General features: G+C 67.4%; 10 protein-coding genes. 1 reads left to right on the forward strand and 9 read right to left on the reverse strand.

Going from position 1 to position 15,256, the window contains the following annotated elements; translation table 11 throughout:
- Window positions 1-241 precede the first annotated feature (241 nt).
- The 3 genes from RIA68_10205 to RIA68_10215 form a co-directional block, all read right to left on the reverse strand.
- A complete protein-coding gene (locus tag RIA68_10205) occupies window positions 242-589 on the reverse strand; it encodes a hypothetical protein (GenBank protein ID MEQ8317817.1) in 348 nt (115 codons plus the stop codon).
- A 145-nt stretch (window positions 590-734) separates the two neighbouring features.
- Window positions 735-1,409 carry a hypothetical protein gene (locus tag RIA68_10210; protein ID MEQ8317818.1) on the reverse strand — a complete coding sequence of 225 codons (675 nt, stop codon included), beginning with the start codon at window positions 1,407-1,409 and terminating at the stop codon, window positions 735-737.
- 9 nt (window positions 1,410-1,418) lie between these two features.
- Complete coding sequence (locus RIA68_10215) at window positions 1,419-3,800, reverse strand: GC-type dockerin domain-anchored protein (protein ID MEQ8317819.1); 2,382 nt, start codon at window positions 3,798-3,800, stop codon at window positions 1,419-1,421.
- Between the two features lie 205 nt (window positions 3,801-4,005).
- On the opposite strand from RIA68_10215, the gene gcvP reads away from it, so the two are divergent.
- Window positions 4,006-6,954 (forward strand): aminomethyl-transferring glycine dehydrogenase, encoded by a 2,949-nt coding sequence (gcvP, locus tag RIA68_10220; protein MEQ8317820.1) that lies wholly within the window; start codon window positions 4,006-4,008, stop codon window positions 6,952-6,954.
- Here the strand turns inward: gcvP and RIA68_10225 are convergent.
- The 6 genes from RIA68_10225 to RIA68_10250 form a co-directional block, all read right to left on the reverse strand.
- Window positions 6,946-8,256: a DUF418 domain-containing protein gene (locus RIA68_10225; GenBank protein ID MEQ8317821.1), complete on the reverse strand. Its 1,311-nt coding sequence runs from the start codon at window positions 8,254-8,256 to the stop codon at window positions 6,946-6,948. The two genes, gcvP and RIA68_10225, sit on opposite strands and share 9 nt — an antisense overlap.
- A 113-nt stretch (window positions 8,257-8,369) precedes the next feature.
- Window positions 8,370-9,659, reverse strand: a complete 1,290-nt coding sequence (locus RIA68_10230; GenBank protein ID MEQ8317822.1) for an FG-GAP-like repeat-containing protein — start codon at window positions 9,657-9,659, stop codon at window positions 8,370-8,372.
- A gap of 213 nt (window positions 9,660-9,872) precedes the next feature.
- Entirely contained in the window at window positions 9,873-11,342 is a 1,470-nt protein-coding gene (locus RIA68_10235) for a hypothetical protein (protein ID MEQ8317823.1), read from the reverse strand.
- Window positions 11,339-12,766, reverse strand: a complete 1,428-nt coding sequence (locus RIA68_10240) for a sigma-54 dependent transcriptional regulator (GenBank protein ID MEQ8317824.1) — start codon at window positions 12,764-12,766, stop codon at window positions 11,339-11,341. The genes RIA68_10235 and RIA68_10240 overlap by 4 nt, the downstream gene beginning before the upstream one ends.
- 39 nt (window positions 12,767-12,805) lie before the next feature.
- Entirely contained in the window at window positions 12,806-14,287 is a 1,482-nt protein-coding gene (locus RIA68_10245) for a HAMP domain-containing sensor histidine kinase (GenBank protein ID MEQ8317825.1), read from the reverse strand.
- A 61-nt stretch (window positions 14,288-14,348) separates the two neighbouring features.
- The gene (locus RIA68_10250) at window positions 14,349-15,140 is read right to left on the reverse strand and encodes a prepilin-type N-terminal cleavage/methylation domain-containing protein (GenBank protein ID MEQ8317826.1); all 792 of its coding nucleotides are present in this window, start codon (window positions 15,138-15,140) and stop codon (window positions 14,349-14,351) included.
- Window positions 15,141-15,256: the final 116 nt, after the last annotated feature.

The raw sequence follows: 15,256 nt of genomic DNA on the forward strand, positions 1-15,256 counted from the left end.
TCGGCGAGGCGGGCGGCCGACTGAACCAAAATCTGGCAGAGGCGGCATGATTCCGCGTTTGCGTCAACCAGGGCGACGTTCTGGTCCGCCAGAACGCGATGCTGGCCGCCCAGGAGCGGGATCCGGATGACCGGAATCTCGTTTTGGTCATCCGAAGTGGCGTGCCGGGAGGCCGGATCGGGGTTGTGGTGGGCCGGTCTGGAGTTGTGGGCGGCCGCGACGATCCGGCCGGCAGGCCGCATCAGTCGTGACGGGCGGGCTTGATGAAGCTGGCGGCTCTCCTTACCAATCGCTGAATGCGGGAAGGTTGGAGCGCCAGACACTGGCGGGAATCCCTCTGGTCGAAGCCGGATGTGGGAACATAGAAGCCATAGCAACCCGGGGAAAGCTCTGTGGCTGCAAAACGGACGGGCCCCTCGGGGCCGTCGACCTCATAGACATCGAAGCGATGACGCTGGCGGCGATACAGCGGGTGGGGAAGCTCCAGTGGCTCGGATGGCACCGACCTCCATTCGTAGCGCCACGGATTGATGCCGGCAATGACGCCTTGGCCTTCGGAGACCACGGTCACGGGTTTCCAGTCGCCCATCGTCTTGCCTCAGGAAAGGTCCGATGTGTGGGGCGCCGCGGTGGCGTGTCTAGATTCGATTCAGTCCGGTCCGATCTCAATCCAGGATAGGGCAGGGACGTGCGGGCTTGGCGTACTGGGCGGCCGCAACCGGGGCTTGGACGGATCAACCCGTGGGCGGCTCGGTCGCCGACGGGTGGTAGCCGCACTCGGGGCAGCGGATGGCGCCGTTGGTCTTGGACGACTCGGGCAGGCCCGCGAGGTCGTAGCCGCAGCGCATGCAGCGGCCCTTGCCGTAGCGGCCGACGGGAAGCATGGGCGCCAGGCAGAGCGCGGCGAGGGCGCTGCCCAGGGGGATGATGCCCACGATCACGGGGAGCACGGCGCCGTCGTCGGACATCACGCCGGACTCGAGCAGCAGGCCGCACGCGGGCGGCGTGGCCGCGGCGGCGGCCACGCCCGCGAGCGTCATCGCGGCCATGAGAAGGTGCATCGAGCGCGTGCCAAGACGACTGGCGGCGACGCCCAGGCCCGTGAGCTGGCCGTACCACACCGGCGTGACGAGGATGGCGACGAACGTGCCGATGACGACGGCGAAGCCCATCGTCGAGCTGGGGTTCGCGTTGAGCCACGCGTAGCCCGCGAGCAGCCACGCGGCCATGCCGACCGCGACGTAGAGCCACGCCCACGCATAGGCCGGGCCGTCGCTGGCCAGCCGGTTCTTAGGACCGCGCTTATCCAGGACAAGCAGCGTGGCGATGCCCAGCGCGCCGGCCAGGAGCAGCGCGATGGCGGCCTGCGGCAGGCCCCAGGCCCAGGACTCGCGGACGAGGTCGGCCACGGCGCCCGGCTACTCGCAGCCCAGCCCGACCGCCCGCTGGAAGCCCAGCAGGTCGACGAGGCTGAGGCGGCCGTCCTGGTTGAAGTCGGCCGAGGGATCGCCGGCGTCGAAGAGCCGCAGGAAGGCCAGCACGTCATAGACGGTGGCCTCGCCGTCGCCGTCGAGGTCGGCGCGGCAGGGGAGGCAGGTGGCGATGTCGACGATCGAAAGGCCACCGACACCGTTGGAAGCCCACAGGTAGTGGTCGAGGAGGTCGGCACCGCGAGCGGCCGTTGGCACGAAGTGCACCAGCCGCATCGCCGAAGGGTCGCGCACCTCATACACGTAGATGCCACCCTGGTCGCCCGCATAGAGATAGCCGTTGCGCTCGACCAGCGAGAACCGGCCGGCACCCGCGATGCGACCAATCTCGACCGGATTGGTCGGGTCTCGCACGTCGAAGGCGGTGATGAAGCCGCCGACCGGCGGCGGACCGTAGAAGTTGAGCGAATGTACGAAGGCAACATCGCCCGAGGTGTTCAGGGCAATGGACTGGCCCTCGCCGTTAACGGGCGCTTCCGCTATACGCACAAGGCCGGCGTCGTAGACCGCCAGCGAGCCGACTTCCAGGTGCTGGCCCGCGGCGGCCACAAAGAGGTCATTGCGAGCAACGAACGCGTTGCCACGGATCTCACCAACCTCGACCGGCGACCTGGGGTCCGAAACGTCGAACACGATCGCACCCCCACGATCCGCACGCGCTCTGGTCATGGCCACCAGGTCGCCGGAAGCTGTGGCGTGCAAAAGGTCTTCGACCGCGTCGAAGGTGCCCAGCACCTCCGGAGATGTTGGATCCGAGACGTCGGCGACGACCAGTTCGCGGTCCGGGCCTGCGAAGTACGCGGTCTCGCCGTTCCTGGAAATCCTGCCGGCGAGATCCGAGGCCGGCAGCCCACCCAGCAGGACGGGCGCGGTCGGGTCGCGCACGTCCAGCACGAGGAAGCCCATGCTGGTGCTATGGGCGTAGGCGAAGCTGCCATCGAGAAGGACCGCGCCAACCGGTCCGAATTCGTCGATCGTCTTGACGATGCGCGGCTGGCAGCCAATCGGCCGCGGCGGGCATCCGGCGGCCAGGGCGATCTGGAAGGCGTCGAGGTCCGCCGGCGTGAGCACGCCGTCGCCGTCGAAGTCGGCGGCCAGGTCGCCTAGCTCGAAGAGGTTCAGGAACACGAGCACGTCGGCGGTGTCGGCCCGGCCGTCGCCCGTGAGGTCGGCGGTGCACCGCTCGCAGAGGACGTCGATGACGGCGACGGCGCCGACTTCGGGCACGCCATCGATCCGCTGGCCGGGCGCGCCGACGTAGGCGGTGCGACCATCGCTGGCCAAGCCCGCGTACGAGAACACCAGCCCGGACTCAGCGCCCACGCGCCCCACCTCGTGGTACAGGCCCGAGGCGTCTCGCTCGAACGCGTACACGTGGCCTCGGTCGCGATCGGAGACCAGCATCTGGCTCGCGTCGGAGCTCAGGCCGATGGTGGCGTACAGGCGATCGTTCGTTCCCGAGCCGCGGACGGCCTGGTCGTAGGACCAGGTTCCGCCTTCGAGCCGGAAGGTGTGGGCAACGATCTGGTCGGCGGTCGTAGCATCGATGCCTCGGGAAGTCACCGCCAGCACACCGTTTCGCATGATCGGCTCGTTGATTTCTTCGATGTGTCCGGGCTCGGGCGTTGCGATCACCTGCGGGTCGGCAAACGTTCCATCGGGCTGCTGCCGGTACGCGACAACAACACCGGCACGCCGCACGCCCAAGCGATCGGCGTTCGAGGCCGACACGAACAGCCATCCATCTCGGAGTTCAAGGTTGTACGCATACCTGGGAAAGGAAGTGGCTTCAACGAGATGGCTGGGATACTCGATCAGCTGGCTCTGTTGCCAGTTGTCGTCGTCACGCTGGTACACCCACAGGTCCGCACCGTCCAACTCCGCGAGGACGAGCGTGTCGCCCTCGATGGCGTTCGATCTTGCGAAGCTGTATGCGTCGGGGTGGGGCTGGTCGATGCGTTGCTCGACGACGAACCGCCCGGCTTCCTCGACGAAGACAAAGGCCTCGCGATTGCCACCGGCAACGATCCTCGTGCCATCGAAGTCGACCCGGCCGCTGGCCGAGGACGCACCCGAAGAGCCGTCGATCGTTTGCTGGAGTTGCCACTCGCCCTCGAATCGCGAGTAGATGTGGATCCCCCCGCCCGACACCACCAGCCTGTCGCCCTCCAGCCAGACCCCGGTGCCGAACTCGGCCCCCTCTATTGGCCTCGGGTTCTCGATGCGTTGCTCCAGGCATTGGCCCAGGGCGGCCGGCGCCAGCGAGCAGGTCAGGGCGATCGAGAGGGCGGGGATGAATGGGCGGATCATGGCGGCCTCCTTCCGGTGTCAGTCTACCGGGAAACCGCCCGAACCCAAGGGGTTTGCCGCCCGGGTTTTCCGGGCATGCGGGCCAGCCAGCCGCATGGTCGGGAACACGGCAGGTTCGGGCGGTGATCGCAGCGTGGGCCGCGGCTTTCCTATCATTCTCGAAGAGAGCCCGCACCCCTTTTCGACCGCGAGGGACGCTTCCTTGATGACCAGCCTCGAGACCGGTTCCAACACCAACCAGAGCACCAATCAGAGCACCAACCAGGGCACGGCCGGCGACGCCCGGATGCCCGGCGGGCTCGCCCCGACCGACACGTTCGTGCACCGCCACATCGGGCCGGACGAAGCCGAGGTCGCCGAGATGCTGGGGCTGCTCGGGTACGACTCACTCGAAGCGCTGATCGAGGCGGCGGTGCCGAGCCAGATCCGCACCGAGGCGCCGCTGAACGTCGGGCCGCAGCGCGGCGAGCACGAGCTGCTGGCCGAGCTGCGCACCATCGCAGGCAAGAACGAGGTGCGTCGCAGCTACATCGGCATGGGCTACACGGGCACGATCGTGCCGCCGGTCATCCAGCGGAACATCCTCGAGAACCCCGGCTGGTACACGCAGTACACGCCCTACCAGGCCGAGATCAGCCAGGGCCGGCTCGAGGCGCTGCTCAACTTCCAGACGATGGTGAGCGACCTGACCGCGCTGCCGCTCGCGGGCGCGAGTCTCTTGGACGAAGGCACCGCCGCCGCCGAGGCGATGGCGATGTGCGTGGCCGTCAAGAACAAGCCCAGGTTCGTCGTCGCCGACGACTGCCACCCGCAGACCATCGCGGTCGTGCAGACGCGGGCCGACTCGATGAACGTCGAGGTCGTCGTGTGCCCGGCGTCGGAGATCGAATCCAAGCTCGAGGGCGCGGCGGGCGTGCTCGTGCAGTACCCGACCACCGACGGTCGCGTGGAGTGCTACGAATCGCTGGCCAGCACGGTGCACGAGGCGGGCGGCATGCTCGTGTGCGCGTGCGACTTGCTCGCGCTCACGCTGCTCAAGCCCCCGGGCGAATTCGGGGCCGACGTCGCCGTCGGCAGCGCCCAGCGCTTTGGCGTGCCCATGGGCTTCGGTGGGCCGCACGCGGCGTTTTTCTCGACGCGCGAAGAGTTCGCCCGCAAGATGCCGGGCCGGATCATCGGCGTCAGCAAGGACGCTCACGGCAACACGGCCTATCGCATGGCCATCCAGACGCGCGAGCAGCACATCAAGCGCGATCGGGCCACCAGCAACATCTGCACGGCCCAGGCGCTGCTGGCGATCATGGCCAGCATGTACGCGGTGTACCACGGGCCCGAGGGGCTGCGCCGGATCGCGATGCGTGTCTACACCATGACCCAGACGCTGCGCGCAGGGTTGCTCGGCGGCGGGCACGAGATCGCCGAGGATCAAGTCTTCGACACGCTTCGCATCAAGCCGAGCGGGGCGAGTGCGGCCGACGTGGTGCAAGCGGCCGATGCTCGAAAGATCAACCTGCGCGACTTCGGCGACGGCACGCTGGGCGTCACGATCGACGAGTCGACGACGCCCGAGGACGTTGCCGACCTGCTGGCGTGCTTCGGCGTCGAGGCTGATGTCAATGAGCTGGCTAGCAAGGCACACAGGGAAGTCGCGCCCGCCTTCCAGCGCTCCAGCGGCTACCTCACGCATCCGGTCTTCAACACGCACCACAGCGAGACCGAGATGTTGCGGTACATCTACAAGCTGCAGCGGCGGGACCTCTCGCTGGCCGACAGCATGATCCCGCTGGGCTCGTGCACGATGAAGCTGAACGCCACCAGCGAGATGCTGCCGGTGACGTGGCCCGAGTTTGGCGCGCTGCACCCCTTCGCGCCGGCCGAGCAGACGACGGGCTACGAGCTCATGTTCGACCGGCTCGAGGCGTGGATCGCCGACATGTGCGGCCTGCCGGCCGTGAGCCTGATGCCTAATGCGGGCAGCCAGGGCGAGTACACGGGCCTGCTGACCATCCGCGCCCTGCACAAGAGCAAGGGCGAGGACCGCGACGTCTGCCTCATCCCCACGAGCGCCCACGGTACGAACCCGGCCAGCGCGATCATCGCGGGCATGCGGGTGGTGGCGATCAAGTGCGACGCCAAGGGCAACATCGACCTCGACGACCTGCGGGCCAAGGCCGAGCAGCACAAGGACAAGCTGTCGGCCCTGATGGTGACCTATCCCAGCACGCACGGCGTGTTCGAGCCGACGATCAAGGACATCTGCCAGATCGTGCACGACCACGGCGGCCGCGTGTACATGGACGGCGCCAACCTGAATGCGCAGGTCGGCCTGTGCCGGCCGGGCGAACTCGGCGCCGATGTCATCCACCTGAACCTGCACAAGACGTTCTGCATCCCCCACGGCGGTGGCGGCCCGGGCATGGGGCCGATCGCCTGCACCGAAGAGCTCGCGGCCTTCCTGCCCGGCCACCCGGTGCGGCAGCCTTCGAGCGCGGGCAGCCAAGCCATCGGCCCGGTGAGCGCGGCGCCGTACGGCTCGCCCAGCATCCTGACCATTTCCTATGTCTACATGGCGCTCATGGGCTCGGCCGGGCTGAAGCGTGCTACCGAGATCGCCATCCTCAACGCCAACTACATGGCCAAGCGGCTCGAGGGCCACTACGACGTGCTCTACCGCGGGCCGAGCGGCCGGGTGGCGCACGAGTTCATCATCGACTGCCGGGCGTTCGACAAGAGCGCCGGCATCAAGATCGACGACATCGCCAAGCGGCTGATGGACTACGGCTTCCACGCCCCCACCATGGCCTGGCCCGTGCCCGGCACGCTCATGATCGAGCCGACCGAGAGCGAGGCCAAGATCGAGCTCGATCGCTTCTGCGACGCGCTCATCGCCATCCGCCAAGAGATCCGCGACATCGAGGAGGGCAAGGCCGACCGCGAGGACAACGTCCTGCGCAACGCCCCGCACACCCAGGCGGCGCTCATGGCCGACGCGTGGACGCATCCCTACGGCCGCGAGCAGGCCGGCTACCCGGTCGAGTGGCTGCGCGAGAGCAAGTTCTGGCCGAGCGTCGGCCGCGTGGACAACGCCTACGGCGACCGGCACCTGGTGTGCACGTGCCCGAGCGTGGAAGACGTGGTGGCGGGGTCAGCCTGAGACGTTGGCCCGCCGCATCGGCGCCGGCTTCAGGTACGTCAGGCTCCGCCACAGCCACTCCATCGGTCCGAATCGGAACTTCGACAGCCAGAGCGGGCTGATGACCAGCTGCAATGCCCAGACGCCGAGGATGATGGGGACGAGCTGGCTGCGGCTGAACTCACCGAAGTAGCCCAGCCCCCAGCCGTAAAAGACGAACGCGCCAATCAGCGACTGGCTCAGGTAGTTGGTCAACGCCATTCGTCCGACCGAGGCAAGGGCGTGCCGTAGCCAGCCGACGGCGCCGCTCTTGCACAGCAGCATGACGACGGCCACCCACGCCAGGGCGACGCCGATGCTGCCGAGGTAGTTGAACCAGCCCACGACGCCGAAGAAGGCCACCGGGTCGAAGTCGTTGGCGTGGTTGATGAGCACGCCCCCGCCCACGAGGCCGCCGCCAAGCGTGGCGCCCGCCACGAGCATCGTGGCGTAGAAGCGGGTGGATCGGGCGGCCTTGAAGACGCCGGCCTTGTGCAACGCCATGCCGAGCAGCATGAGGGCCGACACGCGCCAGACGACCCACGTGGCGAAGACCCAGGTCTGCATGAAGATGACGCTCGGCGCATGGGCCAATGCGCGAGCGAAGAATCCGCCGAGGGCGGCCTCGCTCTCGTCGGCCAGCGAGGCCTCGGTGGGATAGAACATGATCTTCATGTCGACCCACGCATCGGCCATGCCGCCACTCTCGGCGCTGCGCATGGCCTCGAACAGCATCTGCTGCACGGCGCTCAAGGCCATGCCCACCGGCAGGAGCAGGCTTGCGATCAGCAGCAGCCACTTGGTCCGCAGCTTGCGCAGCGGGTAGACCATCATCCCGACGAGCGCGTAGGCCACGAGTATGTCGCCGAACCAGATCAGGTACGCGTGCACCATGCCGATCGCCAGCAGCCAACCCATGCGGCGGTAGTGCACGCCAGCGGCGCTGCGGTTCGTGGCGGCCATCCGCTCGGCCATGAGCGCGACGCCCGCGCCGAAGAGCATGGAGAAGATTGCCATCATCTTCATGTCGAAGAGCAGGTGGCTGGCGAGCCAGGTCGCGTAGTCGGCGCCCTCGAAGCCGCCGCCGGCCGGCGGGTTGAAGAACGCCGTGCCGGTGAACGCGAAGATCGGGATGTTCATCACGAAGATGCCCAGCAGGGCCACGCCGCGGAGCGTGTCGATCGAGTCGAAGCGGTCCTGTCGGACGGTCGGCCCGAGCGGACCGGGCTCTGGATGTTGCATCGAGGCAGGCCGATCGGGGAGGGCGGAAGGCTCGCTGTGCATTGCCCATGGTATCGTGCGAGCGCATGAAAAGACGGCGACCGGCTCGTGGACCGGCCGCCGCCTGGGTAAAGAGAGAAACACCAGAGGATCAGGGAGTCAATCGGATCGGCCGGTCAGGGGCAGCCGGCGGTGAACAGGTTCTGGAACTCGAGGAAATCGAACACGGTGAACGCCCCGTCGCCGTCGATGTCGGCCCGCGGATCCATCGCGTCGAAGGCCGACTGGAACGCCAGGAAGTCGAACAGGTTCACGCTGCCATCACCGTCGAAGTCGGCCACGCAGGGAGTCGTGCCGACCGCATCGTTGATGAAGACGCTCGTCGTGTTGCTGTCGCGGTTGGTGACGGCGACGTCGCTCGAGCCGTTGGCGTCGAGATCGGCCACGGCCGCGAAGTCGGGCTGGACGCCCACGGGCAGGACGAGCGCGGCGCCGAAGCCCAGGCCGCCCAGGTTCTCGAACACGGAGATCGAGCCGCCGTCGTTGTTGATCGTCATGATGTCCGGACCGGCCGCCGAGCCGGGGGCGAAGTTGCCCACGTACATCTCAGAAGGATCGACCGAGCCGACCGGGAAGCGGCCCGCGCGGGCGAGCGTGCCGCCGGTGTTGGCGTACACGTCGACGTTGTTCTCGATCGTGATGGCGAAGTCCTGGTCGCCGTCGGCATCGAAGTCGGCCGCGACGATGCCCTCGGGGCGCTCGCCGGGCGTGCTGATGACCTGGCCGGGCGTGAAGCCGCCCGCGCCGTTGCCGTTGAGGATGCGCACGGTGCGGTCGTCGTGGCTGGTGACGGCCAGGTCGGCCAGGCCATCGCCCGTGAAGTCGGCGATGGCGGCCGAGCGGGGCTCGAGTCCGACCGAGATGGTCGTGCTGCTGGTCGAGGCGCCCAGGTCGAGCATCACCGACACCGAGTTCGAGTCGCGATTGACCACGACGAAATCGGCCTGCGGGTTGCCGTTGAGGTCGCCCTTGACGATCCAGACCGGCTCGAGCTGCGTCGGGGCGCTGCCGCCGGCGACGAAGGTGCCCGCACCGTTGTTGAGCATGATCTGGGCGCGGTTGGGGCCGTCGAAGACGATGACGAGGTCTTCGTCGCCGTCGCCGTCCACGTCGTGGCTGATGGCCGCGTCGGCGCCCACGCCGGCGCCCAGAAACGTCACCGGACCAGGGACGAAGCTGCCCGCGCCGTCGCCGGCGAAGACCAGGATGCGGTCGTTGTTGTCGGCGATGACGGCCAGATCAACGAGGCCGTCGCCGGTGAAGTCGGCGGCGGCGACGCCCGAGGGCCGCTGCGCGGTCGCCAGATCGGTGCGCGGACCGAAGCTGATCTGGGCGTTCGCCGTGCCGGCAACGGCGCCGGCGGCGATAGCAAGAGCGAGCGTGCGGGTGAACGAATTCGAGTGCATCTACATTCTCCAGAGCATTGCGAGGGGGTAGGAATCAAGCCGCCGCGGCTCTCCTCCAGTCGCGACGTGCTGAGCTATAGGCAACGGACGTGCCAGCACGAAAGTGCCCCTCCCAGAGCGAGCAGGAGGGGCCGTCTTGCGTTGGTACGAGTTTCGTCGGCCGTCGCTGGCCACCAGACCGAGCCCCTAGGCCCCGGGTGGCCATGCGAAGATCTACTCGTTAAACGCGTTCTGGAACTCCAGGGAGTCGAACACGTCGAGCGTCTCGGTCAGCACGAAGTCGGCGCGAAGGTCGCCCGAGCCGAAGAAGTTCTGAAAGGCAAGGAAGTCGAAGATGTCGCGGATACCGTCGCCGGTAAGGTCAGCCCGCGGGCCGTAGGCCGAGAGGTCGTGGTGTCGGCCGAGTCCGTCGGCGTCGAGGTCGAAGAGCGAGAAGTCGAAGGGTGGGTCGGCGAGCACAACCGTTCCGTTCTTCACGCCGTCGGCGTCGGACGAGCCGCCGTCCTCGGCGTACACCCAGTCGCGCAGGGCCTGCTTATCGAGCGGGCCGGCGATCGAGTCGCCGTCGACGTCGGCCGCGGTCAGCTCGAAGCCCGCGTCGGTCCACACGAACAGACCATCGACGAATTGATCGGTATAGCTCGTGCCGACGAGCACCGTCGCGCTCCAATCGACGGGTTCGAGCGAGTCTTCGACGTCGCGACCTTCCCAGTCTTCGATGAGCACCTCGGCCTCGAAGGTGGCAAAGGGCACCGAGTCGATCAGGTCGGTCACGCCCTCCTCGATGCTCCAGCCATCGTCGGCGCGGAAGTTGATCGGCGGGGTTGGCGTACCCGCGAGCAGGCCGTAGCCCAGGTTCGTGGTTGCCCCGACGAACGTCACGGTCGTCTGGTCCGTGCTCTGGTCGTGCTCGAAGCGTACTTCGACCAAGGGGTCGTAAGCGCCGGGCACCGAGCCGCCGCTCATCCCGCTGGGCGTGATGTAGCCCTCCGACCGTGCGAAGAAGCGTCCACTCACGATCATGGTTTCGCCGGCCTCGAAGAGGCCATTGCCGTTGCCGACCTCGCTCACCAGCGTAACGGCGAAGCACCCGCAGAATGCCAGCGACCAATCGGCCCCGCTGCGCTCGAACTGTGGTCCGGTGAACAGGTTGCGGTCGTAGTCGTCGGCCGTCGCGGCGATGCGCTGGCCGATCGAGCCGTGGGGCCTGGAGCCGAACCGCGCGACGTTGGCCATGAACCGGCTCTCGGCCGATGCGCCCAGGTGGCCGCCGGTGTCCTTGCGGTCGTCGACGTCGAGCTCGACGAAACCGAAGAGCGGGCTGGGCCCGAAGCGATAGGGGTCGAATGGCTGGCCGCTCAGGCCCAGCGTGCCGGGCGGATTGACGAGGCCATCGAGCACGAGCTGCACGCGGAAGATGTCCGAGTCGCGGCTCTCGACCAGCACGCCCGAATATGGATCGATTGCCGGCGAGAACGGATCCCACGCGCCGACGCCCAGCGATACGACGTCGGGCAGCACGGCACCCGGATTGATCATGCCCAGGCCGCCGCGGTCGGTTGGCCGAAGCACGGCATCGCCCACCAGATCGTTCCAGATCTCCTCGAGCGGATCGGCGCGCAGCGCCGGCGTGATTGCGAGCGCCATCGCAACCACCGAGATGGGACATCGGGAGCGCTTCATGGCATGCTGAGCTCCCGCACCAGAGACTCCAAGCCGTACCGATCGATCCGATTGCGGATGCTGCTTCGTTGCATCTGCAGCAGACGTGCTGCGGCGGTGACGTTTCCATTGGTGTGTCGGAGCGCCTGCTCGACGAGTTCTCGCTCCACGGCTTCGAGCGTGCACGGCCCGCGCCGGAAGTCGAATCGGAGGCCTTCCGCACCGTCGTGCGTGTCAGCTTCGCGTGCGATCTGCAGGTCGGAAGGCTCGATGACGCGCGCCTTGCTTAGCAATGCCGCGTGCTGCATTGCATTGACGAGCTCACGGACGTTGCCCGGCCAGTCGTGTTCGCGGATGAGCTCCTCGGCCTCGTCACTCAGCGTGAGGACCCCACGGCCGAAGTGCTTGCCGAAGCCCTCAAGGGCCGATCGTGCAAGGGCGATCGCATCATCACCGCGGTGTCGAAGCGGAGGGATCGCCACCGTGAAGGTGTTGAGTCGGTAGTACAGGTCGCTGCGGAACGATTTGTCCTGCACCCGCGCCGGCAATTCCTGGTTCGTCGCGGCAATGACACGGGCTCGAACGCGACGCTCCCGCGTGCCGCCGACGCGCCGGAGGGTCGCGGCCTCGAGCACGAGCAGCAGCTTGCTCTGCAGCTCGAGCGGAAGCTCACCGATCTCGTCGAGGAAGATCGTGCCTTCGGCGGCCATCTCGAAGAGGCCCTCGCGCGCTTCCTTCGCATCGGTGAATGCCCCGCGCTCGTGGCCGAAGAGCTCTGCTTCGATCAGGTTCGCCGGCAACGCCGCGCAGTTCACGTGCACGAACGGCGACTGGCCCGATGGATCGGCCGCGCGGTGCAGCTCCCTTGCCAGGACGCCCTTGCCCGCGCCGGTCTCGCCGATGAGCAGCACCGTGGGCAGGGCCTGCGGCCCCTCGCCGGGGTCTGGCAACGGCAGCTGCGCCAGGCGGTGCACCATCGACACCGCTTCCTTCCACGCAGGGTGCTCGCCCACAAGGCCGTTGGCGTCCGCGGCCGATGGCTGGCTGGCCATGCGCTCGTGCAGCCGCAATCGCGCATCGCGCTTGCCGCGCTCGAGCGAGCGCTTCACGACCAGCGAGAGCTCGGCCACGCTGATGGGCTTGAGCAAGTACTCGTCGGCGCCCAGCTTCATCGCCTCGACGGCGGTCGCCACGCTGTCGTCCGAAGTCATGACCAGCACGCCGCCGGTGAATCCTTCTTCTCGGACCGACTTGATGAGCGTGAGCCCGCCGTCGCCAGGCATGCGAAGGTCGGTGATGATCAGATCGACGTGCCGCGATGCATAGACCGCAAGCCCGTCACGAACGGACTCCGCCTCGAGGGTGTCGTATCCCTCGCGGCGTAGCGTCGACGCAACGGAGTAGCGCAGGTCTTGATCGTCTTCAACAAGGAGGACTACGGCCATCGGTGGCCTCCGCGCGGCCATGCATGGCCCGCAAGGTGCTCATTCCACGGGAAGGGATACGGCGAATACCGCGCCGCGGCCCACTCCGGCGTCGCGAAGCCAGGCGTCGCCGCCGTGGTCCTTCGCCACCTTGTGCACCATTGCAAGCCCGATGCCATTCCCTTGCGACTTCGTCGTGAAGTAGGGCTGGAACAGATTGCCCTCGACCTCCGGCGGTACGCCCGGCCCGCCGTCTTCCACGTCGATGCCCCACGTACCGGGTGCCGCGGTACCGTTTTCGGACCACGCGTGCACGCGAATCGCGCCGCCGCTGGGCGTCACCTCGATCGCGTTCGAGACCAGCGCGACGATCGCCTGCTCGAGCTGGGACGGGTCGATCGAGACTGCATCGGGCGCGCGTTGCCCGTCGATCGAAAGCTCGATGCCCGAGGCTCCGGCCCGATCGGCCAGCGAGGCCAGCGACTCTTCGAGCCACTCGCCGGGGTTGACGCGGACGCGGTTGAGCTGCTCTGGCCTCGTGAGGTCGAGCAAGCGTTTGAGCCATACGTTCACGCGGTCGACCGTCGAGATGATGCGCGAGAGCTGCTCGGTCCGCTGGGGCGCATCAGGCTCGCTCTCGGCGAGCTCGGCCATCATGCGGATGCCCGACAGCGGGCTCTTGATGTTGTGGATGATGCGGCTCGTGGCAGTGCCGAATGCGGCCAGGCGTTCACGCTCGATGCGCTCGGTCTGCATCGACGAAATGGTGCCGGCCATGGCGTTGAACTCGGCCGCCAGTTCGGCCAATTCGCCCTTGCCGCGGACCTCGACGCGATACCCAAGCTCGCCCCTCGCGAATCGCTCCGTAGCGACGCGAAGCTCGGTGACCTGCAAGAGCACCCACCGCCGGACGAGCTGGACGGCCAACACCCCCGAGAGCACCGCGATCGCCACGCTCCCAGCCAGCGAGAGCAGCATCTTCTTCCGCACGTCGTCGGTGTGCGAACTGGCCCGTTGGGCGTTCTCGATAACGAGCGTCTCCGTGGCCTCAATCCGCTCATGGATGTCAAACAGCATGCCCAGTGCAACATCGCGATCGGCGTCGTCCCCCGTATCGAGCCAGGTACGCACGGCGTCCTCAGCACGCGCGATGCTTCGGGCGAGGTATCGAGGGACCCCCTGGCCCAGCACCACCTCCAATCGCTCGGCTGCAATGAGGTCGGCCGCGGCCTGCCGCGCTTCATCGCTGAGCTCGAGCAACGCAACACGATCGATGGATTCGGATCCGTCGCCGTTGCTCGAATGGGCTGGGCCGATGGCGGCCACCCGAGTACCTTGGGCTATGTCGTTGTACTGTGTTCCGGCGGCCCGTTTGGCGGTGCTGAGCAGGCTGAGGGCCCTCTCGGTAGCGCGCATGGGCTCGTCGAGTTGCTGTTCGAGGAACGCCAGCCCCCACAGCATGGTGGCAATGTTGATGACGACGACGACGCCCAATGCCGCCAGCAAGATCGCGAACCTGGTCTTTAGCGAGTGCCGTGCCATGTGACCAACCTGCGAGGGCCGCCCGCGGAGGAGATCGAGCATACCGATGCACCGCGGCGGGCTAGTGCCTGAGCGAGTAGTCCCACCGCCAGCCCGGCTCTTCCAGCGGCCGACGCGACGAATCGACGTGTCCGTCGAGGAACGCCACGTTGATGCCCGAGCCGTGACGTGAGGCGGGCATCCACAGCCGCCCGTCGTCGTACAACGAGTCGGCCTCCGTGGGCGGGGCCGAGTACACGGGCGTGACGCCGCGGCGCGTCGCCTCGCGGCCGTCGACGTCCCACGCCAGCGGCACCATCGACTCGTCGATTACCCGTTCGTTCAGGCACGTGCTCATGCTCCGACCACCCGGACCTTCGATCCGGTGCAGCCTGGCGTTGAAGGTGTACGAAACCGTGTCCCAACTCGCTACGCCGCCGCTCGAGCACGGTGCATCGCGCCGGAGCACGAGATCGCCGCGAACGGCCGCGCAACGAAGCGGAACGTCTTCAGAATTGCCGAGGGAGACCTGCGAGCGACCCTGCCCGTAGCGCCAGTACTCGTCGATGCCGTAGAGGCTCTCCTGGAACGTCTCGATGGCTACGTGCCCGTGACGCGAGCAGGGGTCGTGCGTCCGGCCTTCGTCGAGCGCGGGGTCGAGGAACATCCGCAGGTCGAACGCGACGTTGCGGAGGGACATCTGGCAGCGAAACGACCTCGACGCATCGATGGCGCTCGCGAGCACTGGGAGCAAGATCCCGAGCAGCACGGCGAGCAACGCCATCACCACGAGCGCCTCGAGCAGCGTGACGCCGCGGCTGGCCGTGCACCGTGCACGACGAATCTGCCTTCGGTTGAGCGCTCGGTTCTGCAACCAGGATCTCCGACGGGCCCTTGCTGACGATTATACAGCAAGAGGGGTGAAAATGGGCCAAAGATGTGATGCGGTGGTAAAACAGCGAAAATGGCCAAAAAGGGCCTATGGCGGCC

It is taken from the genome of Phycisphaerales bacterium, from assembly GCA_040217175.1.
Classification (GTDB): Bacteria; Planctomycetota; Phycisphaerae; order Phycisphaerales; family UBA1924; genus JAHCJI01.

Excerpts from the sequence above, each read along its gene's own strand:
- RIA68_10205 (MEQ8317817.1), bottom strand. The coding sequence starts at position 589 with ATGGGCGACTGGAAACCCGTGACCGTGGTCTCCGAAGGCCAAGGCGTC.
- RIA68_10215 (MEQ8317819.1), bottom strand. The coding sequence starts at position 3,800 with ATGATCCGCCCATTCATCCCCGCCCTCTCGATCGCCCTGACCTGCTCG.
- gcvP (MEQ8317820.1), top strand. The coding sequence starts at position 4,006 with ATGACCAGCCTCGAGACCGGTTCCAACACCAACCAGAGCACCAATCAG.
- RIA68_10225 (MEQ8317821.1), bottom strand. The coding sequence starts at position 8,256 with ATGCACAGCGAGCCTTCCGCCCTCCCCGATCGGCCTGCCTCGATGCAA.
- RIA68_10230 (MEQ8317822.1), bottom strand. The coding sequence starts at position 9,659 with ATGCACTCGAATTCGTTCACCCGCACGCTCGCTCTTGCTATCGCCGCC.
- RIA68_10235 (MEQ8317823.1), bottom strand. The coding sequence starts at position 11,342 with ATGAAGCGCTCCCGATGTCCCATCTCGGTGGTTGCGATGGCGCTCGCA.
- RIA68_10240 (MEQ8317824.1), bottom strand. The coding sequence starts at position 12,766 with ATGGCCGTAGTCCTCCTTGTTGAAGACGATCAAGACCTGCGCTACTCC.
- RIA68_10245 (MEQ8317825.1), bottom strand. The coding sequence starts at position 14,287 with ATGGCACGGCACTCGCTAAAGACCAGGTTCGCGATCTTGCTGGCGGCA.